Genomic DNA, 20,289 nt, shown 5'->3' on the forward strand with positions numbered 1-20,289 from the left:
GCGCTGCGTTCGCAAGCGGCGACGATGTCGAGGGGTCGTGCCGACAGGCATGATTCTCCTCGACGTGTTCCGGATCGGCGCCCTGCAGATCTTTTCCCGATAACCACTTTTACCACTCTGTCAACAGGCCAGCGTCAGCGCCGCGACTCGTTCAGGCCTGCCGAGAGCAGTTCAGCCAGGTGCAGCCCGCGGGTCTGGGCCAAGTCGTGCAGTTGGGTTCGGCACGAATAGCCGTCGGCCAGCACCACAGTGCCGGGCTCCGCCTCGCGCACGGCCGGTAGCAGCTGCTGTTCGGCGACCGCGACAGACACCTCGTAGTGGCCTTTCTCCACGCCGAAATTGCCCGCCAGACCGCAACATCCGCCCAATTTGCGGACCACCGCGCCGGTATCGCGCAGCAGCGCGGCGTCGGCATCCCACGTCATCACCGCGTGGTGATGGCAGTGTGGTTGGGCCACTACCGAGATGTGGTCGAGTCGTGGTGGCTGCCAGGATCTTTCGGTGAGCAACTCGGCCAGCGTGCGGGTGGCGGCCGCGACCGGCCCAGCCTTCTCGCCCAGCAACTCGCCGGCATCCGAACGGAGCACCGCCGTGCAGGACGGCTCTAGGCCGACGATCGGGACTCCGGCGCGGGCGGTCTCGGTCAGCTCGTCGATGGTGCGCCCCAGGATGCGTCTGGCGGCATCGAGCTGTCCGGTGCTGATCCAGGTCAGGCCGCAGCACTGCGGCCGGCGCGTCAGCTGCACCCGCAGGCCCGCAGCTTCCAGCACCGTCACGGCGGCCTGGCCGACCTCGGGAGTGAAGTAGTCGGTGAATGTGTCGACGAATAACAGCACCGGATCGCCGGTCGCCGGCTGGGTGTGGGTGCGGCCGAACCAATGTCGGAAGGTTCGGGGAGCAAATGGTGGGATGGTGCGGCGGTGGTCGATGCCTGCGACGTGCCGTGCCAACCGGTCCACGCCGGGCAGGCGCACAGCGGCGTTGACCAGACCGGGCGCTGTGCCGGCCAGCCGGGCCCAGCGGGGCAGCCAGCCGAGGGAGTAGTGCGCGACCGGGCGCAGCCGCCGACGGTAGCTCTGATGCAGCACTTCGGATTTGAACATCGGCATGTCGACTCCGGTCGGGCAGTCCGAGGTGCAGCCCTTGCAGGACAAGCACAAATCGAGAGCCTCGTGCACCTCCGGCGCCCGCCAGCCCCCGGTGACCGCGGTGCCGTTGATCATCTCCTGCAGCACCCGCGCGCGGCCCCGGGTGGAGTCCTTCTCATCGTGCGTCGCCAGGTACGACGGACACATCACCCCACCGGTCGTCCGGGTGTCGGCGCGGCATTTGGCGACTCCGGTGCAACGATGCACGGCCTGGCTGAAGTCCCCGCCGTCATGGCGGTAGGAGAAGGCCAGTTCACGGCGCAGCGCAGGTGCCGCGGGAACCCGCAGATCCGCGTCGAGTGGGCGGGGGTCGACGATCACCCCCGGGTTGAGTACGTTGCCCGGGTCGAAGATGTGTTTGACCGCCGCGAAAGCGTCGAGCGCTGCGGGCGAGTACATCATGGCGAGCAGTTCGCTGCGGGCCCGGCCATCGCCGTGTTCCCCAGACAGCGAACCGCGGTATCCCACCACAAGATGCGTTGCGGCGGTGAGGAATTCACGGAAGATTGTGACACCGCCGGCTCGCTCGAGCGGCCAGTCGATTCGGATGTGCAGGCAGCCGTCACCGAAATGTCCGTAGGGCAGGCCGGTGACACCGAATTCGGCCATCAGCGCATCGAATTCGCGTAGATAGGCACCGAGCCGTCGCGGCGGCACCGCGGCGTCCTCCCAGCCCGCATGAGCCGGGCGGCCGGCCGGGCTGCGCGATGACAGCCCGGCCCCGTCGGCGCGGATACGCCACAGCGCGGCCTTGTCGGCGGCGTCGGTGACGACACGGGCGGCCACGGCATCGCATTCCGTGGACACCCGCGCAGCCCGGCCGAGCACATCGTCGAGATCGTCGCCGGCGATCTCGACGAACAGCCAGGCCCGTCCTCGTGGCAGCGGCGGCACCGCCCTCGGCCCGCGCCGCGCGGTCACCACGTCGACGATGCGCGAATCGAGGCCCTCGCACGCCGTGGGGGAGAAGGCCAGCACACCGGGCGCCGCGTCGCCGGCGGCGGCGATGTCGTCGTAACCGAGCACAACCAGTACCGCGTGGACCGGATCGGTCACGAGCCGCACCGTGGCCTCGGTCAGGACTGCGAGGGTGCCCTCCGAGCCGGCCATCATCCGGGTGACGTCGAAACCGCGTTCGGGCGCCAGGTGCTCGAGCGCATAGCCGGACACCTGACGTCCGAAGGTGCCCAGCTCGGTGCGGATGGTGCTCAGATGTGCTGCGGTGACGTCGCGCAGCGCCTGCATGATCGGGCCGGGATCGTTGGCGGCGGTGTCCAACCGCGCGCCGGAGCCGGTATAGCCGCGGACCCCGAGCAGATTGTCGGAGGTCCGGCCGTAGCCCAAGGCCCGTGACCCACAGGCGTTGTTGCCGACCATGCCACCGATCGTGGCGCGGTCGAACGAAGACGGGTCGGGGCCGTACCGCAGGCCGACAGCCGCGGCTCGACGCTGCAGATCGGCCTGCACGACGCCGGGCTGCACCACCGCGGTGCGGGATTCGACGTCGATGTCGAACACCTGGTTCATGTGCCGGCTGAAGTCCATGACCACACCGGAGCCAATGGCATTGCCTGCGATCGAAGTTCCGCCGCCACGAGAGGTCAGCGGGACGCTTTCGCGGCGACAGACGGTCAAGACCGCGTCCACCTCAGCGTCGTCGTACGGCCGTACCACCAGCAAGGGCAGCACGCGGTACAGCGATGCATCGGAGGTGTACAACGCGCGGGTGGTGTCGTCGACGGCGACATCGCGCACGCCGGCGCGGCCCAGTGCTGAGGCCAGACCGGCTGCGTCGATCACGGTTGGCACGCTACCGAAATACGATCGGCTCGGCTCCGCGCATCGGTCCGGCGCTGCGAGGAGCGTCAGGCCCGGCGGGTCACACAGCAGCGGCCACATCCGTGAACGACCGCATACGCGCTGCGGGTGTGTTTTGATCGGCGGATGAGCCACCGGGGGTTGACGCAGCTGATTCGCCGGATGGCGCTGACCGCCGCGCTGATCGTGGCGCTCGTCGTCGTCGCCGGTCCGGTCCCCCCGGCAACCGCCGACCAGTGCGCCGACGTCGATGTGGTGTTCGCGAGAGGTACGGGTGAGCCACCCGGTATCGGTCGGGTGGGGCAGGCATTCGTCGACGCGCTGATGCCACAACTGGGCGGGCGTTCGGTGAGTACCTACGGCGTGAACTATCCGGCCGGCATCAACTTCCTCACCACAGCTGACGGCGCCAACGACGCGGCCGCGCACATCGCCTGGATGGGGGAGCAGTGCCCGGGGACCCAATTGGTGTTGGGCGGGTTCTCCCAGGGTGCGGCTGTCGTGTCGATGCTGGCGGGCGTGCCGCCGTTGGGCAGCACCATCGGTTCGTTCGGGTCGGCCCCGCCGCTGCCGCCGGCGAGTGCCGATGAGATCCGGGCGGTCGCGGTGTTCGGCAATCCCGGTCAGCGTTTCGGCACGCCGCTGTCGAGCACCGGACTGTTCGCGGGCCGCGCCATCGACCAGTGCAGCCCGGGTGACCCGATTTGTGTCCAGCGCGGCCGGGACCGCGCGGCACACAGCAACTACGAACTGCCGCCCTACAGCGACCGGGCGGCGAATTTCGTCGCCAGCCGCCTCTGACGTTTCGGGGAGCTAACGATCGGGTTCTAACTCGGCTTCGACCCCTCCCATGGCGCGCCCGCGCGTGGTGTCGTGGACCGTGATGGTGCGTTCTTTGTTGTCGATGCGCGGGTTGCCCGTACCCCAGCTGGCCCTCGCCACAGCGTTGTGTACGGCGCTGCTGGCGGTTTCCTCGGCGCCCGCATCAGCAGGTCCGGTCACCGACGCCCAAGGGTTCGTCGATTCCACCGCGCGGTGCGGGACCGTCGACGCGACGGTGCTCTACGGCAGCACCGACGCCTCGCGGGTGGCGATTTGCAAGACCGGCAACACCTACGAGTACCGCGGTGTGCGCGTGCGGGACGGGGCGAAACTGGTCGTGCCGGCCACGCCGTCCGGCGATGGCTTCCGTGCGGAATCCAGCGGTTTCACCTACATGGTGACAGCAAAGTCGTTGGTGGTCAGTCAGGGGGACACGACGATCCGCGAGGAAACCATGATCGATTTCCACCGACCGGGTGCCTCGACGCCGCAAGGGGCACCACAGGAAAGTCCGGCGCCGCAGAGTGCACCGACAGCGCAGAACGTCCCGCAACCGCTGGAGTCGGCAACACCGTCGACACCACTGCCCCCACCGTTGCCCGCAGAGGTGGGCGCGAAACGGTAGCCGGCAACCCGTATTCGGTGCCGATCGCGGAGGCATAGTCCAGCGCATGCCTGCCGGAACGCTCACCGCCGATGAACGCCAGATGGTCGAACTGGTGTCGGAATTCGTCGATGGGATGCGGCCGCACTCGACGCCGCGGTTCGATGCGCTCCGGGTGCACGGGGGTTACGGCTATTCCAAGGAATACGACGTCGAGCCCTACTTCCGTGACGCCCCGTTGATGATTGTCGGTGAAGGCACCAACGAGATTCAACGCAATGTGATTGCGGCCCAGCTCATCGCCCGCAATCCGATCTGAGCCGGGTCAGTCCTGCGAGACGGCGTAGGTCTGCAGATACGCGGTCAGCGCGCGGGCGCCTTCGGCAAGCACAGAGCGGTCCCCTTCTGGCCCGGCACGGTGGGCGACTTCGAGCAGACGGTCACCCATCTCCACCGCCACCGCGGTGACCAGCGGATCGGTGTCCGGTCGCACCAACTGCCACGCCAGCAGTGCTGAGTGGAGTGCCTCGGCGAACTCCGCGCGGCGCAGCCTCGGGTCGGCCAGCAGGCCCCGCGCCAGGCTGTTGTAGTGCAGCGTCGCCAACTGCGGGCAGGTGTGCAGGTGTTCGTAGTGAAAGTCGAAGAGCGTATGGGCGACCTCGCTCAGGCTGCTCGGTGCCATCGCACCCAGCATGGCAGCGCCGTCGGCATCGCGCTGATCGAGATGCTCCAACAGGATCTCCGACAGGATGGCGTCCCGGTTCGGGAAGAACTGGTACACCGTCGCGACCGGTACGTCGGCGCGCTCGGCGATCGCCCGGGTGGTCACCGCGTCGGCGCCGTGAGCCTCCAGCAGCTCCATCGCGGCGGCGAGGATCCGCTGGACCCGTCGCTTGCTACGTTCCTGCACCGGCTGACGGCGACGTAACCCGGTTTGGGTGACCACCTACGCATGGTCCCACACAGATAACATGAACGACCTTCATGTTAATGTCGGTTCGGCGATCGGCCGATCATCCGGTTCGAGGGGTGCTGGATGATGACCGGTCCGCGTTCGGCCGCTAACCCAGGGACTTATGCAGCTCCAGGGTCGCCGCGACGGCTTCGGCGGCCTCGGCCCCCTTCTTGACGAAATGCTCGGTGAAGTAGCGGACGTGTTCGTCGTGCTCGTGGAAATGGTGCGGCGTCAGCACCACCGAGAACACCGGGACATCGGTATCCAGCTGGACTCGCATCAGCCCGTCGATGACGGCCGTGGCGACGAATTCGTGCCGGTATGTGCCGCCGTCGATCACCAGCGCCGCGGCGACCACCGCCCGGTACCGGCCGCTGCGCGCCAGTCGCTTCGCCGTCAGCGGGATTTCGAACGCGCCGGGTACCTCGAAGAATTCGAGGTGGTCATCACTGAAGCCGGCGGTCCGGATCCGCTCGGTGAAACCTTCACGCGCCCGGTCGACGATATTGCGGTGCCAGGTGGCCTGCACGAACGCGATCTGCGTGGCTGCGTCAGTCATGCGGTGACGGTACCGCAGTACCAATCGCCACCGAGGTACGCGTCGGCCCTCTCCCGCGCTCGTGCAGGGGTGACCGGCCCGTCACCGCGGCGGTCCCGATACGTAGGCTGGAGGTCATCGGCTGCTGTTGGTCAATGCTGCCCGGCATGCTGCGACTGAACGCAATGAGATGTGGAGCAAGTCCGTGCCCCTGAACACCATCGCGCTGGAACTCGTTCCGCCGAACCTGGAACGCGGCGTGCAGTATCCCGTCGACGAAGCGCACAAAGTGCTCGCGCTGGCCGCCGAGACCGGGATCGAAGGCCGGATCCGGCACGTCATGATCCCGGGGATGATCGACGAGGACGACGACCGTCCGGTCGAGATGAAGCCGCGGATGGATGTCCTGGACTACTGGAACATCCTGCGGCCCGAGTTGCCCGGCATGGGCGGTCTGTGCACGCAGGTCACCTCATTCTTGGACGAGGCGGCGCTGGGCCGGCGGCTGGCCGATCTGAGCGCGGCCGGTTTCGACGGCATCGCCTTCGTCGGAGTACCGAGGACGATGAAGGACGGCGAGGGTGAGGGCGTCGCGCCCACTGACGCGTTGTCGATCTATGAGCAGTTGGTTCCCAATCGGGGAGCCATCCTCATCCCGACCCGCGACGGCGAGCGGGGCCGGTTCAAGTTCAAATGCGAGCGGGGCGCGACGTACGGCATGACGCAGCTGCTGTACTCCGACACCATCGTGGGATTCCTCAAGGAATTCGCCGAGACCACCGAACACCGACCCGAGATCATGTTGTCATTCGGCTTCGTACCGAAGATGGAGTCCAAGGTCGGTCTGATCAACTGGCTGATCCAGGACCCAGGCAACGAGGCTGTCGCTGCGGAGCAGGAATTCGTCAGCCAGCTCGCGGATCGCGACCCGGACGACAAGCGCAAGCTGATGCTGGACCTGTACAAGCGGGTGATCGACGGAGTGGCCGACCTCGGCTTCCCGCTGAGCATTCACTTCGAAGCGGCCTACGGCGTGTCCAAGCCTGCGTTCGCAACGTTCGCCGAAATGCTCGCCTACTGGGCGCCGGATCACGCCTGACCCGGCTCAGCTCAAGACTGTGGCGCGGCGTGGACTACCCGTGCCAGGTAACCGCGTACCAGTTCGCGCATGCGCACGGCCGAGTCATTCGCGAGTTCCTTTGTCCGCAAACGTAATTCATCGTGGGTCAGGCCGACCGCCGCGGCGGCGGCGCCGTCCTGGTCTTCACCCATCCAGAGCTCCAGCAGCGCCGGATCGAGTTCGGGGTGGAACTGCGGGGCCAGCGTGCGGCCCAAGACGAACGCCTGCGACCGTCAGCCAACCGATGGGCATCGCCACCACCGGGCACGAGGGCAACGATCGTCGGACCACCTCCGCAGTCCGCAGTCCGGAACCCGCCGATCAATCGTAGCGGCGCTGATCGCATCGTCACCGGTGATCGGACGTCGCTACCCTTGTCGGGTGTCCGAACCATCAGTCGCCGAGCTGCGCTCCCGCCTCGACGGCCTGACGATTCGTGACGCCGCCCGCCTGGGCAGACGGTTGCGGAATCTTCGTGACGTCAGTGTCCCGACGAACCTCATAGAACAATTCCGTGCTGCGGAGGCCCTGGTGCTCACGCGCCAGGCCGCCGTCCCGTCCATCACCTACCCCGATCTACCGGTCACGCAGCGGCGCGACGAGATCGCAAAGGCCATCAGCGAAAACCAGGTGGTGATCGTCGCGGGCGCCACCGGTTCGGGCAAGACGACGCAGCTGCCCAAGATCTGCCTGGAACTCGGCCGCGGCATCCGCGGCACCATCGGCCATACGCAGCCGCGCCGACTGGCCGCGCGGACCGTCGCCCAGCGCATCGCCGACGAGTTGGCAACCCCGCTGGGTGAGGCGGTCGGCTATACCGTGCGGTTCACCGATCAGGCCAGCGACGCAACGCTGGTCAAGCTGATGACCGACGGCATTCTCCTCGCGGAGATTCAACGAGACCGTCGGCTGCTGCGTTACGACACGCTCATCCTCGACGAAGCCCACGAACGCAGCCTCAACATCGACTTCCTGCTCGGCTATCTGCGGGAGTTGTTGCCGCGGCGGCCCGATCTGAAGGTGATCGTCACCTCGGCGACGATCGAGCCGGAGCGCTTTGCGAGGCACTTCGGTGGAGCCGAACATAGATGTAGCGGTGGAGCCGAACATGGATGTAGCGGCGGAGCACCGATTGTCGAGGTGTCGGGCCGGACGTATCCGGTCGAGATCCGGTACCGTCCGCTGGAAGTGCCTGTACCGGCTGATGATTCAGACTCAGACTCAGCCGATCCCGACGACCCCGATCACGAGATCGTGCGTACCGAGATCAGGGACCCGGTCGAAGCCATCGTCGACGCGGTCGCCGAGTTGGAAGCCGAGCCGCCCGGCGACGTGCTGGTCTTCCTGTCCGGCGAACGCGAAATCCGGGACGCCGCCGATGCCCTGCGTACCGTGGTCGGCCAGAACACCGAGGTGTTGCCGCTGTATGCGCGGCTGTCGACCGCCGACCAGCAGAAGGTGTTCCAGCCCAGCCGGGCGTTGCGCCGAATTGTGCTGGCCACCAACGTCGCCGAGACCTCGCTGACGGTTCCCGGGATTCGCTACGTCGTCGACCCCGGCACGGCCCGCATCTCCCGCTACAGCCGCCGTACCAAGGTGCAGCGCCTGCCGATCGAGCCGATCTCACAGGCGTCGGCTGCGCAGCGCGCCGGGCGGTCGGGCCGTACCGCACCCGGTATCTGCATCCGGTTGTACTCCCAGGAAGACTTCGAATCCCGGCCCCGCTACACCGATCCGGAGATCCTGCGCACCAACCTGGCCGCGGTCATCCTGCAGATGGCAGCCCTGGGACTCGGTGACCTGGAGGGTCCCGCGCAGTTCCCGTTCTTAGACCCGCCGGATCCGCGCAGCATCCGCGACGGTGTCGGCCTGCTGCAGGAACTCGGTGCGTTCGGCGCCGACGGTGGGCTGACCGATATCGGCCGGCGGCTGTCCCGCTTGCCGCTGGACCCTCGGATCGGCCGGATGATCCTCGCCTCCGAGGCCGAAGGTTGCGTGGCTGAGGTGCTGGTGCTGGCGGCCGCGCTGTCGATCCCGGACCCGCGCGAACGTCCCGCCGACCGTGAGGACGCCGCGCGCCAGAAGCACGCCCGGTTCGCCGACGAGCACTCCGATTTCGTGTCCTACCTGAATCTGTGGAGGTATCTGCGAGAGCAGCGAAATGAGCTGTCCGGCAATGCCTTCCGGAGGATGTGTCGCGAGGAGTTCCTGCACTACCTGCGGATCCGGGAGTGGCAGGATCTGGTGGGGCAGCTGCGCAGCATCGCCCGTGACATCGGAATTCGCGAGAGTGACGAGCCGGCCGACCCGTCGCGCATACATGCCGCGCTCGCGGCGGGTCTGTTGTCGCACGTCGGGATGCGTGAGGAGACCCGCGGACGCGATTCCCGGGAGTTCCTGGGGGCCCGCAACACCCGCTTCGTCCTGGCCCCGGGCTCGGTGCTGACCAAGAGGCCACCCCACTGGATCGTGGTGGCCGATCTGGTGGAGACCAGCAGGTTGTTCGGCCGCATCGCGGCCCGCATCGAGCCCGAGGCGATCGAACGCGTGGCGGGACATCTGGTGCAGCGCAGCTACAGCGAACCGCACTGGGACGCCAAGCGCGGCACGGTGATGGCCTTCGAGCGCGTGACGCTCTACGGACTGCCGCTCGTGGCACGCAGGCGTGTCGGCTATGCGCAGGTGGACCCGGAGTTGGCCCGGGAGCTGTTCATCCGGCACGCGCTCGTCGAGGGGGATTGGCAGACCCGGCACCACTTCTTCCGTGACAACGCGCGGTTGCGTACGGAGCTGGAGGAGATGGAGGAGCGGGCCCGCCGTCGTGATCTGATCGTCGGCGACGACGATATCTTCGCGCTGTACGACGCCCGCGTTCCCGCGGATGTCATCTCGGCCCGCCACTTCGATGCCTGGTGGAAGAAGCAGCGGCACCAGACCCCGAACCTGCTCACCTTCACCCGCACCGATCTGCTGCGTACCGACGCCGCCGACGAACACCCTGACGCCTGGCAGACCGGTGACCTGACGCTGCCGCTCAGTTACCGCTTCGAACCCGGCGCCGCCGACGACGGTGTCACCGTGCATGTTCCGGTGGGAGTGCTGGCCCGCCTCGGTGGCGACGGATTTGCCTGGCAGGTACCCGCTTTGCGGGAAGAGCTGGTGACGGCGCTGATCAAGTCGCTGCCCAAGGATCTGCGGCGCAACTTCGTCCCGGCACCGGACACCGCGCGGGCCATCCTGCCCGATCTGGATCCGGCCGCCGGTTCACTGCTGGACGAGGTGCAACGCGAACTGCGCAGGCGCAGCGGCGTCCTGGTGCCGATCGACGCGTTCGATCTGAGCAAGGTGCCCGAGCATCTGCGGGTGACCTTTGCCGTCGAATCCACCGACGGCACCGAGGTGGCCCGGGGTAAGGACATCGATGCGTTGCGTGAGCAGCTGGCGGTGCCAGTCGCTGCGGCGGTGGCCGACGCTCTCGGAGGAGGTCTGGAACGTAGCGGGTTACGCGGCTGGCCCGAGGATCTCGACGAACTGCCTCGCAACGTCGAGAACGTCTCGGGCGGTCACACCGTGCGCGGTTACCCGGCGTTCGTGGACGCCGGTAAGGCCGTGGACATCCGGGTGTTCGCGACCCAGGCCGAACAGGCCGCGGCGATGGGCCCGGGTCTGCGCCGGCTGCTGCGGCTCACGGTGCCCTCACCGGTCAAGGCGATCGAACGCGGTCTGAGTCCCCGGGTGCGCCTCACGCTCAACACCAACCCGGACGGCACCCTGGCCGCGCTGCTCGAGGACTGTGCCGATGCGGCGGCCGGTGTTCTGCTGAAGCGGGCGGTGTGGACCGGGGCTGATTTCACCGCGCTCGCGCAGCAAGCCGCCAAGGAACTGGGGGCGACCACCACGGCCGTGGTGAACCGGGTGCAGGCCGTGCTGACGGCGGCCCACGAGGTGCACGTTGCGCTGCCGGACAAGCCGCTGCCGGCGCAGGCCGACGCGGTAGCCGACATTCGCTCTCAACTGGACCGCTTGCTGCCCAAGGGGTTTGTGACCGCCGCGGGTGCGCCGCGGTTGGCCGACCTCGCCCGGTATGTCACCGCGATCGCCCGTCGGTTGGAGCGATTGCCGCAGGCCGTGGCTGCCGACCGGGAGCGGATGTCCAGGGTGCACGCCGTCGAGGACGCTTATGACGATGTGGTGCAGGCGCTTTCGCAGGCCCGCGCCGCCGATCCCAAAGTGGGCGAGATCGCGTGGCAGATCGAGGAATTCCGGGTGAGCCTGTGGGCTCAGCAGCTCGGTACCCCGCGCCCGGTCAGCGAGCAGCGTATCTACAAGGCGATCGACGCAATTCAGAACTGATGGGATGAACACCGCCCGGCCTGTGCCGGCGCCCGGATCACCCCGTGAGCTCAGCTACTACGGTCGCTCGCGGAGCAGGGAGGCGGGATGCAGATCGGTGTAGTGGCACGCCTGGTTCCCGCCGGCACGTTTGGCCGCATACATTGCCAGGTCGGCCGCGACGATGACGTCGTCGAGGAATCGCGGATCAGGGGTTGTCCCGGCACCGTCGAGTGGGGCGTTGGCGCTGCCGATGCTGGCGGTCGTGGGGTACGGGAGTGCCGCGATCGCCCGGCGAATCCGCTCGGCAAGATCGGCTGGTCGCGGTGTGCTGTGGATGTCGATAATGACGAACTCCTCGCCCCCGAGCCGTCCGATCACCGCCGCCGACGGGCAGTTGTCGCGCAGGGCTGCCCCGACTCGGGCCAGCGCCCGGTCTCCGACAGCGTGCCCCCATGTGTCGTTGAGCAGTTTGAAGTTGTCCAGGTCGATCACGAGGACCACCAGGTGGGATCCCACGGCTCGCTGCCGGATCAGGCCGTGCGCCGAGCGGTAGAAGGCGCGTCGGGTGTGCAGGCCCGTGAGCGGATCGTGATCGGACACCGTGAGATCCGAGCGCAACGCGTGCACCAGGGACCGGATCCCGAACGGTACACCGGTATTGAGTGCCGCGACGGTCAGCACGGCGGCGGCCGCCAGGGCGACATCACCCGTGTCCTCGATGAGCCGAAACGCAAAGACGGCCGCGAACGCTGCGCAGACCACGAGATTGCCGACGACGTAGCGCAAAGTGTGGAAGTACGCGATGAATCCGCCGAGCACTGCGAAGATCACGCAACCCATCAGTGCCGAGTAGGGATTGGACAGGGCGGCACACCCGAGCCCGGTGATACCGCTCGCAGCCAACAAGAACAGCGATGACTGTCTTCTGGTGGGCCAGTGCACGAGCCACACCAGGGCGCTGAGAAATCCCAGTGCTGCGGTGCCCACCGCAATCAATCTGGAGAGCATATGGTCGGGACCGTTCGGGCTCCAGATCATCAACAGCGGAAGCGCCGCCAACACGGCGGTATACAGGGCCGTCACCCACTGCCAGTGGCGTCGTAGCCCGCGGTCCCGGATATAGGTGCTGAGCCAGTCGAACTGGTGAGTCTGTTCCGGTACCCCGCTCACCTCACCGCCCCCCGATTTACCAAACCTCCGCATAGTGCGGGAATTTACGACATCTGCGGGCCGATGGTGGCAATACCGCGCCGATCGTCAGCTAACGTTCTTCTGTGCGTTTTTGGTGCCTGAGTCGATCAACTAGCAACGATGGGCTACGTCGGGCCGCTACCCGATGACGTGCTCGATCTCGCCGAAGCCCTCGAGTGCCAGGGTGAGGGTGTCACCGCGACGTAGCCAGTTCCCGGTCTCCATGCCACTACCGCCGGGTAGGGTTCCGGTGCCGAAGAGCTCACCCGGCAACAGTTGCTCGCTGCGCGATGCGTGCGCGAGCACCTCGCCGAGGGTGTGCTGCTTACCAGCGCTGGACACGGTGCTGACCACCGAACCGTTGATCGCGACCGAACCGGTGATCGCGTCGATGCGGGGCAGGTTTCGGTGCGGACTCGCCGTAGTTTCATCGGTGCTCCGTCGGTCCCAGCGCCGTGCAGATCAGCCCGGCGGGATCGTAGTGAGACCGGACGGTATTCAGCCGGTCCAGGTTGTGCCCGAAGTAGCGGGCCGCGGGCATGCCGGCCTCGACGTAGTTGACGTACCCGCCGGCCGAATTCGCTTGCACCGCGTGGTGCGCGTCGCGCAGCCAGCCCGTGGCGGTGTCGACTGCGGCCGATGATGTCGGCTCGGTATACCACTGCACGCAGGCGGCGTCGCGTCGCCACGGGAAGGCGGTGGCGTCAGGTGCCGTATCGGTCACGGCGCCGTCGAGTGATTCGACGACAGCGGTCGCGGCCCCCGCGTCCTTGGCCCAGGCGGACAACGCGGTGACGATGGATTCGGCAGCGGTGTGGGTCATTTCCGCGACGATGTCCGAGCCCGCGACGAAGGCCCGGGGCCTGGTGGCGTCGTTGCCGCCTTCGAAGTAATGGACGAAGTCCAGATGGCCCAGGGTCTGGGTTCGGGTGCTCAGCGGGGCCGCGCCGATCACGGCGGCCAGGGCAGCCGCCGCGTGGTCACCGGTCTGTGCGGGAGTCGCCAGCACGATGCTGCATTGCAGATCGGTGCCAGGGCCGGAAGTCAGGTTGACCATGCCCCAGACTTCCCGCGGTGCCGTGCTCAGCCAGTGATGCCATCCGTAGAGCAGTTGTGCCGCCGCGCTTTCAGGGAACGTGAGGGTGACGACGTCGCGGTCGACGGTTGCAAAGGTATGGAATGTGAACGAGGTGACCACGCCGCACCCGCCTCCGCCGCCCCGCAGCGCCCAGAGCAAGTCTTCGTGGTCGTCCGACGACGCGGTGACCGTCTCGCCGCCGGGCACGACGACGGTCGCCGAAACCAGGCTGTCGCACGTCAGTCCGTAGCGCCGGGCATCGGAACCCAGGCCACCGCCCAGCGTCAGGCCCGCGACACCGACGCTCGGGCAGCTCCCGGTGGGAATCGAGCGGCCGTGCTCGTCGAGTGCGCTCTGCACCGTGTCGAGATCGGTGGCGGCTGCAACCGTCACCAGGCCGGTACCGTCGTCGTAGTCGATGGTGCGGGGCAGCCCGCGTAAGTCGATGACCATCGCGCCCGATGTCGCCGAGGCGCCGATGTAGGAGTGCCCGCCGCTACGGGGCGCAACCTTGATGGCGTGCTCGGCGGCGAACACGAGGGCTTTCGACACGTCGCCGGACGAGCCGGCCACGACCACCGCGGCAGGTCTCGTGTCATCGAACCGGGTATTGAAAACGCCCTTGGCAGCAGGGAATTCCGCGTCATCCGGCAGGATGACCTTACCGTCGAGCGAACCGGAAAGGGCGCCCCAGTCCGGTGGTCCGGCAGCCGTCGTCGAGCCTGCCGGGGGAGGTGCGGGACCGTCGCGGCACGCGCCGAGTGCTCCGGCGGTCGCCAGTCCAAGTGCCCCGCGTAAGAAGGTCTGACGAGAGATCTGCGAGGTCATGGTGCGACGGGCGGAGCCGGCTACTGCGGGTATGCCGCAGGTACCGACGCCACCGCCGCGGGCACCTGTGGGACCTGAGGTACCTGCGCCACGGCGCCGGGCACCTGAGCTGCTTGCGGTACCTGGGCCCCGGGCACCTGCGCCACGCCGGGTTGCTGCGCGAGCGCATCAGGTGCTGGTTCCGGCGCCGGGGTCGGTGGTGGGGCGCCGACCCCGAGGACCCGAAGCAGGTCAGGCTTCATCTGCTGCAGCTGGGCGCCCCAGTAACCCCAGCTGTGCGTGCCGTTGGGTGGGAAATTGAAGACGGCGTTGTGTCCTCCGGCGGCCAGATAGCGCTTCTGGAACTCCTTGTTGGAATCCACGGTGATGTTCTCCAGGAACTGCGCACTGTACATCTGGCCGAAGCTGCCGCCGGCCGAGTCCAGGTCGGAGGAGACGCCGTTGCCGCAATACACCCAGATAGCGGTGTTGTTGGCGACCAGTTGGCCGACGTTGACCATGGGGTCGTTGCGCCGCCAGGCCGGATCGTTGGATGTGCCCCACATGTCGGTGGAATTGAACCCACCGGCATCCTTCATCGCGAATCCGATCATGGTGGGCCACAAGCCCTGTGACGGATTGAGGAAGCCGGACAGCGCGCCGGCGAAGATGAACTGGGCCGGGTGCCAGATGGCCAGGGTCAGTGCGGCGCCGCCTGACATCGACAGCCCGACGACGGCGTTGGCCGTCGGCCGGATGCTGCGGTTGGTAGCCAGCCACGCCGGTAGTTCCTGGGTGAGAAACGTCTCCCACTTGTAGGTGGTGGTGCCTGCGCTGCCTGCCGCGGGCCGGTACCAGTCGGTGTAGAAGCTGGACTGCCCGCCGACCGGCATCACCAGCGCGAGACCCGACTGGTAGTACCACTCGAACGCGGCGGTGTTGATGTCCCAACCGTTCTCGTCGTCCTGAGCTCGCAGGCCGTCCAGAAGATACAGCGCCGGGGTGCCGCCGGCGGTCGCCGGCCCATCGCCGGGCTGGAATGAGACCTTGATGTTGCGGCCCATGGACGCAGACGGGACTTCGAGCTGCTCGACCGGAAGTCCTTTACGCGAGTAGGCCGTCGCGGTGGGCGTACCAGCCACGCTCAACAGTGCCGACACCAACAATGTCGCGCTCGCGGTAGCCGTCAGCCGCCATATCATCCGGCCCAGAAACCTGCCCGTCACATTGGCAAGCTAACAATGCAGTCTGTGATGGCCACAGGGCCGCGCCCGGCGTAACCCGGCCGTTACCAAGATGATTCGATCCCGATGCTGAACAGACCGATGATCGTCTATTTTGCGATCCGGACGGCTGGTCAGTGCGAACGGCGCCACACCCGCGGCGAAGCACCATGCGTGGCCCGGAACTGGCGGCTGAAATACCCCGGATCGACAACTCCGACCCGGGTCGCGATCTCGGCCACCGGCAGTTCGGTATCGGTGAGCAGTTGTCGAGCCCGCGCCATCCGGCGTTCGATGATCCATTCGCCGACCGTGCGGCCGGTGCGGCGGCGTACCAGTGTCGTGAGATGGCCCGGGGTCAGCCCGACAGCGTCGGCAACGTCCCGCAATGACAGGGGCTCGCCGATGCGACGGTCGATGACGTCGAAAACTTCGGCGAGCAGAGGTTCGCCGTTGCGGCGCAGATCGCCCACCACATCGCCGGCCAGTCGGGCCAGGTCGATCAGCAGCAGCGTCAGATGGGCCAGCGCCGCCTGGCGGTACCCGTCCCGGCGCTCAGCGAGCTCGGTCTCGATCGATCGGATCGTGCTGTCCCACAAGGTTTGCCTCTCCATCGGGACCGCCAGCTGTAGCAAGCCGCCGGCCTGGCCGTGCAGGAACGGAAACAGCAGCGGATGCGATTGCCACGACGGCCACGGCGAACGGCTGTCGCTGCCGAGTGCGCCCGGATCGAAGAGCACCCCGGCTCCTTCACCCGAAGTCGTCGTGATCGACGGATCGATCACGGCGCCGGTGGCGACGACGAATACCGCCCCGGTGGCGGGCTCGTACCAGAGCACCGGGAACTCGTGGATGTGCGGGCCGGGTGCGGTCACCTCGGCCCGCACGCCCCGTAGCACGGTGACGGGCGGCCGATCCGGGGTGCCGTGGTACTGGAACACCGGTACGCCGTCGCGGCGGTGAGCGAGGCGCGCAACCTCAGGCATGTACCGAAGATAGTCCAGATATTGCCGAGAATCCCCCAACATGGCCTGTCAAGACCAGATCACCATGGGGAGTATGACCGAGCATCATCCGCATCTTCTGAATCCGCATCGTCCGGCCAATCGGCACGACTACCTGCCCGCTGCCGGGCACGACCTGCTGCTGCCGGGCTACGACCTGCTGACCAAGCTGCTCGGAATGGGCCGCGTCTACGATGCCCTGGTCCGGCAGGCAGAGCTCGCCCCCGGACAGCGGGTGATCGAAATCGGTTGCGGCACTGGCAACGTCACCACCCGCGTCAAACGGGCCTGCCCCGCAGTGGATATCACCGCAACCGATCCGGATCCGCGGGCGCTGGCCCGGGCGCAGCGGAAAACCAAGGGTATGACCGGCATTCGGTTCGAACGCGCTTACGCGCAGCACCTGCCGTTCGAGGACGGTGAATTCGACCGGGCATTGTCGTCGATGATGCTGCATCACCTCGACGAGGCCACCAAGTCCGCCGCCGCGGCGGAACTGTTTCGGGTGCTTAAACCCGGTGGCCGACTCGACATCGTCGATATCCGCGGTGCCGCCATACCGCAGTTGCTCACCACGGCCGGCTTCGACTGCGCCGTCGTCAGGACCCGGCCCCATCGCGTGATGGGCAGCCTGAGTTTCTATCACGCGTCGCGTTCCGCCTGAGATCGGTGCCTTATCCGAATGCCGCCGGGTCGGCCAGCGGGATGAGGATTTGGGACGGCGACTGTCCGCCCTGGCGCAGCTGATAGACGCCGCCCGCCAGGGCTCGGCGGGCCGGCTTGGTCGGCACCAGGTTCGGGAAGTCGTAGGTGGTCAGGGTCAGCCGCAACCGATGTCCGGCCTCGATCAGCGCAGCAGTGGGAAACACCTCGATGTCGTAGCGCGTCAGCTGCCCCGGCACCACCGGGACGACGGCTGCGCGAGTGCTGATGTGGTGCGGCCGCAGCACCGTGCCGTCGTCCAGGTACCATGTCTTGTCGGTATCCAGGGTGCGATGCGAACCGAGCAGGGCGCCCTGGGTCAGGGGACGGCTCACCCCTGCGGGGGACACGTCGTCCAGATGAGCCACCCACAACGTCTCCGTCGTGCTGGCGCGCGCGTACACGGTGAGCGCGACCGGGCCCGCCACCAACCGCGGCGTGTCGAACACTGTGGTGGTGTAGGTCAGCGCTTCTCGCTGAAGCCTGCTGTTGTCGAGGTCGTAGCGGATGCGGCGGCCGGCCTGGGACACCACGAAGCTGCCCATCCCGAGACTCCACTGTTCCAGGCTGCGTCCCGAGATCGGCCCACGCGTGGCGTACCGGAGCATCGCCTCGGTCACGTCGGGCTCGACCTCGGTGCTCAGTCCGCCGCCGTCGGACAGGAAGAACCGCGTGGGCGTGGCCTCGGGGAACGGATATTCGCTGGTGTGAAACCACCGCGAGCCGCCGATGGCCTGGAAGCGCACCGGCGTACCCGTCACCGCGGCGTCCTCGGAGTCTTTCAGCCAACGGTCGAACCACCGCAGCTGCAGGGCACGCAGATGCAGGCCGTCCAGATCCGAAACGTGGTACCAGGGACCCATCATCAGCTGGATGCGCTCCGAGGTCGGCTGGCCCGGCTGCATCGGCGCATCGGCGGGCCGACCCGCGAAGGTGTTCTGCAGGGCGGCGTAGTTGAGTGGCGCCCCGCGCTGGAAAGCGTCGTGCCACCCGCCGACGAGGAACACCGCGACGTCGTTGCCGACGATGTTCGGCAACACGTCGCTGGCGCGCATACCGTCCCAGAACGGGCCGTCGAATGCGTTGTCCCCGCCGGCCGTCGCATCGGCGATCATGCTCTTGAAGTACTGCCGTTGGTCGTGTCCGCGCTGACGTACCCCGGCCAGCCCACCCGCCCGCGGACGCTCGTGGGGACCACGGTTGGCGAACTCCAGCGTCGAATTGACCACGTTCAGAAGCGAATACACCGCACCGTAGGCCCGGACCGTGCGCATGTGCGGGACGCCGCCCATGGTGACCACGTCGCGGTAGAAATCGTTGGCGGCCATCACCGGAAAGATCGCCCGCAGCGGTGAGCCCGGGCCGACAGCGGCTGCGGTCAGCAGTTGGTTGATCGCCAGATAGGAGATACCGAACATGCCGACCCGGCCGTTGGAATTCGGCAATTGCGCGGCCCAGGCGACCAGGTCGACGCCGTCGGTGACCTGCTCGGCGCCCAGCATCTCGAACGATCCGCCGGAAACCCCGGTACCGCGGACGTCGGCTATCACCTCGATGTAGCCGCGCCTGATCAGATATGGGGTTGCCCCGCCGCCGATCTGCGCGGCCGGCGGCGGAGCCTTCTTGCCGTAGGGCGTGATGGACAGCAGCACCGGGAACGGGCCCGGTGCCGGCTCACCGGTCTCGGGAATGGTCGGGTAGTGAATGTCAGCCCGCAGCACAGTGCCGTCGCGCACCGGGACCGCGACGTTGTGGCGCACGCCGATGCCGAACCGCGCGGGTTCGGGCGTCCACGGTGGTTCCAGTGGTGACGGGCTTGTCTTGCGCGTCCGTGCCGCTGCCCAGCCGGCCATCGTCTTTTCTCGCACGGCCTGCAACCGGTTCGTCATGAAGTCCCCCTTGACGACGTGTCGGCGATCAGCTCGACCGTAGACGAGGAGGTGACGTCACCGCTTTTGCCGCAGGTCGGCCAGAGAATTGCGCAGGCCGCCGTCGAGCCAGATCTGCACGAGGGCCACGGCAAGCATGATGGCCGCAGTGATCATGTGCACGACGGCATCGGTGGTGTTGTTCGGGAACGAGAACACGAACGCCACCTGGTGTGAGAAGAAGGCCCAGATTCCCGGCAGCGCACCGGCCACCGCCGCCAGCAGCAGGTACAGCACCGACCACGACTTGCGCCAGCAGAACACCAGGCCGGGAGCGAACAAGGCGAGACCGGCAACGGCGTGCCAACCGTTGTAATCCATCCCCATGATCTGCATGGTGGGGGCGCCGGGACCGATGGCGAAACTCGGCTCGGCGATGAATCCGACGACCGCCTGGACCACGTGAAACAGTGCGATCACCAACAATCCCCACTGTGCAAAGCTCCAGTGCTTCACCCTTCGGACGTTACGACCACTACAGTCTGTGGTCAACGTCGATGCACTGGGCCACGAGGCATCGAGGTCTCCTGGAATAGTGGGCGTGGGTTCGGAGGTTGCGCACAGACGTGACGGTCACCTCATCTAACCCGCCGTTCGATCCGCGGGATCTGCTCGCCGAGGTCCGCCTCGGGATACTCGCCACCATCAAGGCCAGCGGTATGCCACAGCTGTCCCCGGTGACGCAGTCGTATGTCCGGTCCGCCGACATCATCCAGGTATCGATGACCGACGGCCGCGCCAAGACCCTCAATCTCCGACGCGACCCCCGTGCCGCGATCGAGGTGACCAGGTCGGACGGCTGGGCCTGGGCGACCGCCGAAGGGCCGGTGACGCTCATCGGTCCGGGTACCGATCCGCACGGTCCCGAGGTGGAAGCGCTCGTCGACTACTACCGCAACGCCGCCGGCGAGCATCCCGACTGGGATGAGTACCGGGCGGTCATGGTGTCCGATCGGCGGGTGTTGATGACCATGACCGTCGAGCGGGTCTACGGCCAGCAGCTGCGCTGACCCCTG

At 67.3% G+C, this 20,289-nt stretch carries 16 protein-coding genes and 2 pseudogenes; 7 read left to right on the forward strand and 11 right to left on the reverse strand.

Features of this window, described 5'->3' with window-relative positions:
• Positions 1 to 134: 134 nt before the first annotated feature.
• On the reverse strand, positions 135 to 2,957 hold the full coding sequence (locus H276_RS0116440) for an FAD-binding and (Fe-S)-binding domain-containing protein (protein WP_019972395.1): 2,823 nt from the start codon (positions 2,955 to 2,957) through the stop codon (positions 135 to 137).
• A 171-nt stretch (positions 2,958 to 3,128) separates the two neighbouring features.
• Here H276_RS0116440 and H276_RS0116445 point away from each other — a divergent pair, with 171 nt between their 5' ends.
• From H276_RS0116445 to H276_RS24200, 3 genes and pseudogenes are all read left to right on the forward strand, one after another.
• Positions 3,129 to 3,767 carry a cutinase family protein gene (locus tag H276_RS0116445; protein ID WP_026357083.1) on the forward strand — a complete coding sequence of 213 codons (639 nt, stop codon included), beginning with the start codon at positions 3,129 to 3,131 and terminating at the stop codon, positions 3,765 to 3,767.
• A 49-nt stretch (positions 3,768 to 3,816) separates the two neighbouring features.
• Positions 3,817 to 4,413 carry a hypothetical protein gene (locus H276_RS0116450; protein ID WP_019972397.1) on the forward strand — a complete coding sequence of 199 codons (597 nt, stop codon included), beginning with the start codon at positions 3,817 to 3,819 and terminating at the stop codon, positions 4,411 to 4,413.
• A 142-nt stretch (positions 4,414 to 4,555) separates the two neighbouring features.
• Positions 4,556 to 4,711, forward strand: a pseudogene (locus H276_RS24200) (acyl-CoA dehydrogenase family protein); the annotation flags it as partial.
• Between the two features lie 6 nt (positions 4,712 to 4,717).
• Here H276_RS24200 and H276_RS0116460 read toward each other — a convergent pair.
• Together H276_RS0116460 and H276_RS0116465 are read right to left on the reverse strand one after the other, a co-directional pair.
• A complete protein-coding gene (locus H276_RS0116460) occupies positions 4,718 to 5,338 on the reverse strand; it encodes a TetR/AcrR family transcriptional regulator (protein WP_019972399.1) in 621 nt (206 codons plus the stop codon).
• A gap of 115 nt (positions 5,339 to 5,453) precedes the next feature.
• Positions 5,454 to 5,906 carry a 6,7-dimethyl-8-ribityllumazine synthase gene (locus H276_RS0116465; RefSeq protein WP_019972400.1) on the reverse strand — a complete coding sequence of 151 codons (453 nt, stop codon included), beginning with the start codon at positions 5,904 to 5,906 and terminating at the stop codon, positions 5,454 to 5,456.
• Between the two features lie 184 nt (positions 5,907 to 6,090).
• Here H276_RS0116465 and H276_RS0116470 point away from each other — a divergent pair, with 184 nt between their 5' ends.
• A complete protein-coding gene (locus H276_RS0116470; RefSeq protein ID WP_026357084.1) occupies positions 6,091 to 6,984 on the forward strand; it encodes a mycobacterial-type methylenetetrahydrofolate reductase in 894 nt (297 codons plus the stop codon).
• Positions 6,985 to 6,995: 11 nt separating this feature from the next.
• Here the strand turns inward: H276_RS0116470 and H276_RS0116475 are convergent, their stop codons facing one another.
• Positions 6,996 to 7,220, reverse strand: coding sequence for a hypothetical protein (locus H276_RS0116475; RefSeq protein ID WP_019972402.1), 225 nt, complete (start codon positions 7,218 to 7,220; stop codon positions 6,996 to 6,998).
• Between the two features lie 166 nt (positions 7,221 to 7,386).
• Here H276_RS0116475 and hrpA point away from each other — a divergent pair, with 166 nt between their 5' ends.
• Entirely contained in the window at positions 7,387 to 11,358 is a 3,972-nt protein-coding gene (gene hrpA / locus H276_RS0116485) for an ATP-dependent RNA helicase HrpA (protein ID WP_019972403.1), read from the forward strand.
• A gap of 57 nt (positions 11,359 to 11,415) precedes the next feature.
• On the opposite strand, the gene H276_RS0116490 is transcribed toward hrpA, so the two are convergent.
• From H276_RS0116490 to H276_RS0116510, 5 genes and pseudogenes are all read right to left on the reverse strand, one after another.
• Positions 11,416 to 12,510 carry a diguanylate cyclase gene (locus tag H276_RS0116490; protein ID WP_019972404.1) on the reverse strand — a complete coding sequence of 365 codons (1,095 nt, stop codon included), beginning with the start codon at positions 12,508 to 12,510 and terminating at the stop codon, positions 11,416 to 11,418.
• Positions 12,511 to 12,669: 159 nt separating this feature from the next.
• Positions 12,670 to 12,936 (reverse strand): annotated as a pseudogene (locus tag H276_RS0116495) (fumarylacetoacetate hydrolase family protein); the annotation flags it as partial.
• A 22-nt stretch (positions 12,937 to 12,958) separates the two neighbouring features.
• The gene (locus H276_RS0116500) at positions 12,959 to 14,437 is read right to left on the reverse strand and encodes an FAD-binding oxidoreductase (protein ID WP_019972406.1); all 1,479 of its coding nucleotides are present in this window, start codon (positions 14,435 to 14,437) and stop codon (positions 12,959 to 12,961) included.
• Between the two features lie 20 nt (positions 14,438 to 14,457).
• The gene (locus tag H276_RS0116505) at positions 14,458 to 15,642 is read right to left on the reverse strand and encodes an alpha/beta hydrolase-fold protein (RefSeq protein WP_019972407.1); all 1,185 of its coding nucleotides are present in this window, start codon (positions 15,640 to 15,642) and stop codon (positions 14,458 to 14,460) included.
• A gap of 131 nt (positions 15,643 to 15,773) precedes the next feature.
• The gene (locus tag H276_RS0116510) at positions 15,774 to 16,625 is read right to left on the reverse strand and encodes an AraC family transcriptional regulator (protein ID WP_019972408.1); all 852 of its coding nucleotides are present in this window, start codon (positions 16,623 to 16,625) and stop codon (positions 15,774 to 15,776) included.
• A gap of 73 nt (positions 16,626 to 16,698) precedes the next feature.
• Here H276_RS0116510 and H276_RS0116515 point away from each other — a divergent pair, with 73 nt between their 5' ends.
• A complete protein-coding gene (locus tag H276_RS0116515) occupies positions 16,699 to 17,307 on the forward strand; it encodes a class I SAM-dependent methyltransferase (RefSeq protein WP_026357086.1) in 609 nt (202 codons plus the stop codon).
• A 10-nt stretch (positions 17,308 to 17,317) separates the two neighbouring features.
• Here H276_RS0116515 and H276_RS0116520 read toward each other — a convergent pair whose 3' ends face one another.
• Together H276_RS0116520 and H276_RS0116525 are read right to left on the reverse strand one after the other, a co-directional pair.
• Positions 17,318 to 19,111 (reverse strand): CocE/NonD family hydrolase, encoded by a 1,794-nt coding sequence (locus tag H276_RS0116520; RefSeq protein WP_026357087.1) that lies wholly within the window; start codon positions 19,109 to 19,111, stop codon positions 17,318 to 17,320.
• A 180-nt stretch (positions 19,112 to 19,291) separates the two neighbouring features.
• A complete protein-coding gene (locus H276_RS0116525; RefSeq protein ID WP_019972411.1) occupies positions 19,292 to 19,729 on the reverse strand; it encodes a DUF4383 domain-containing protein in 438 nt (145 codons plus the stop codon).
• 110 nt (positions 19,730 to 19,839) lie between these two features.
• Between H276_RS0116525 and H276_RS0116530 the strand changes: the two genes are divergently transcribed.
• Complete coding sequence (locus H276_RS0116530) at positions 19,840 to 20,283, forward strand: PPOX class F420-dependent oxidoreductase (protein ID WP_019972412.1); 444 nt, start codon at positions 19,840 to 19,842, stop codon at positions 20,281 to 20,283.
• Positions 20,284 to 20,289 lie beyond the last annotated feature (6 nt).

Origin of the sequence: Mycobacterium sp. 141 (assembly GCF_000382405.1) — a bacterium.
GTDB lineage: Bacteria > Actinomycetota > Actinomycetes > Mycobacteriales > Mycobacteriaceae > Mycobacterium.

Excerpts from the sequence above, each read along its gene's own strand:
- H276_RS0116445 (WP_026357083.1), top strand. The coding sequence starts at position 3,129 with ATGGCGCTGACCGCCGCGCTGATCGTGGCGCTCGTCGTCGTCGCCGGT.
- H276_RS0116450 (WP_019972397.1), top strand. The coding sequence starts at position 3,817 with ATGGCGCGCCCGCGCGTGGTGTCGTGGACCGTGATGGTGCGTTCTTTG.
- H276_RS0116465 (WP_019972400.1), bottom strand. The coding sequence starts at position 5,906 with ATGACTGACGCAGCCACGCAGATCGCGTTCGTGCAGGCCACCTGGCAC.
- H276_RS0116500 (WP_019972406.1), bottom strand. The coding sequence starts at position 14,437 with ATGACCTCGCAGATCTCTCGTCAGACCTTCTTACGCGGGGCACTTGGA.
- H276_RS0116510 (WP_019972408.1), bottom strand. The coding sequence starts at position 16,625 with ATGCCTGAGGTTGCGCGCCTCGCTCACCGCCGCGACGGCGTACCGGTG.
- H276_RS0116515 (WP_026357086.1), top strand. The coding sequence starts at position 16,699 with ATGACCGAGCATCATCCGCATCTTCTGAATCCGCATCGTCCGGCCAAT.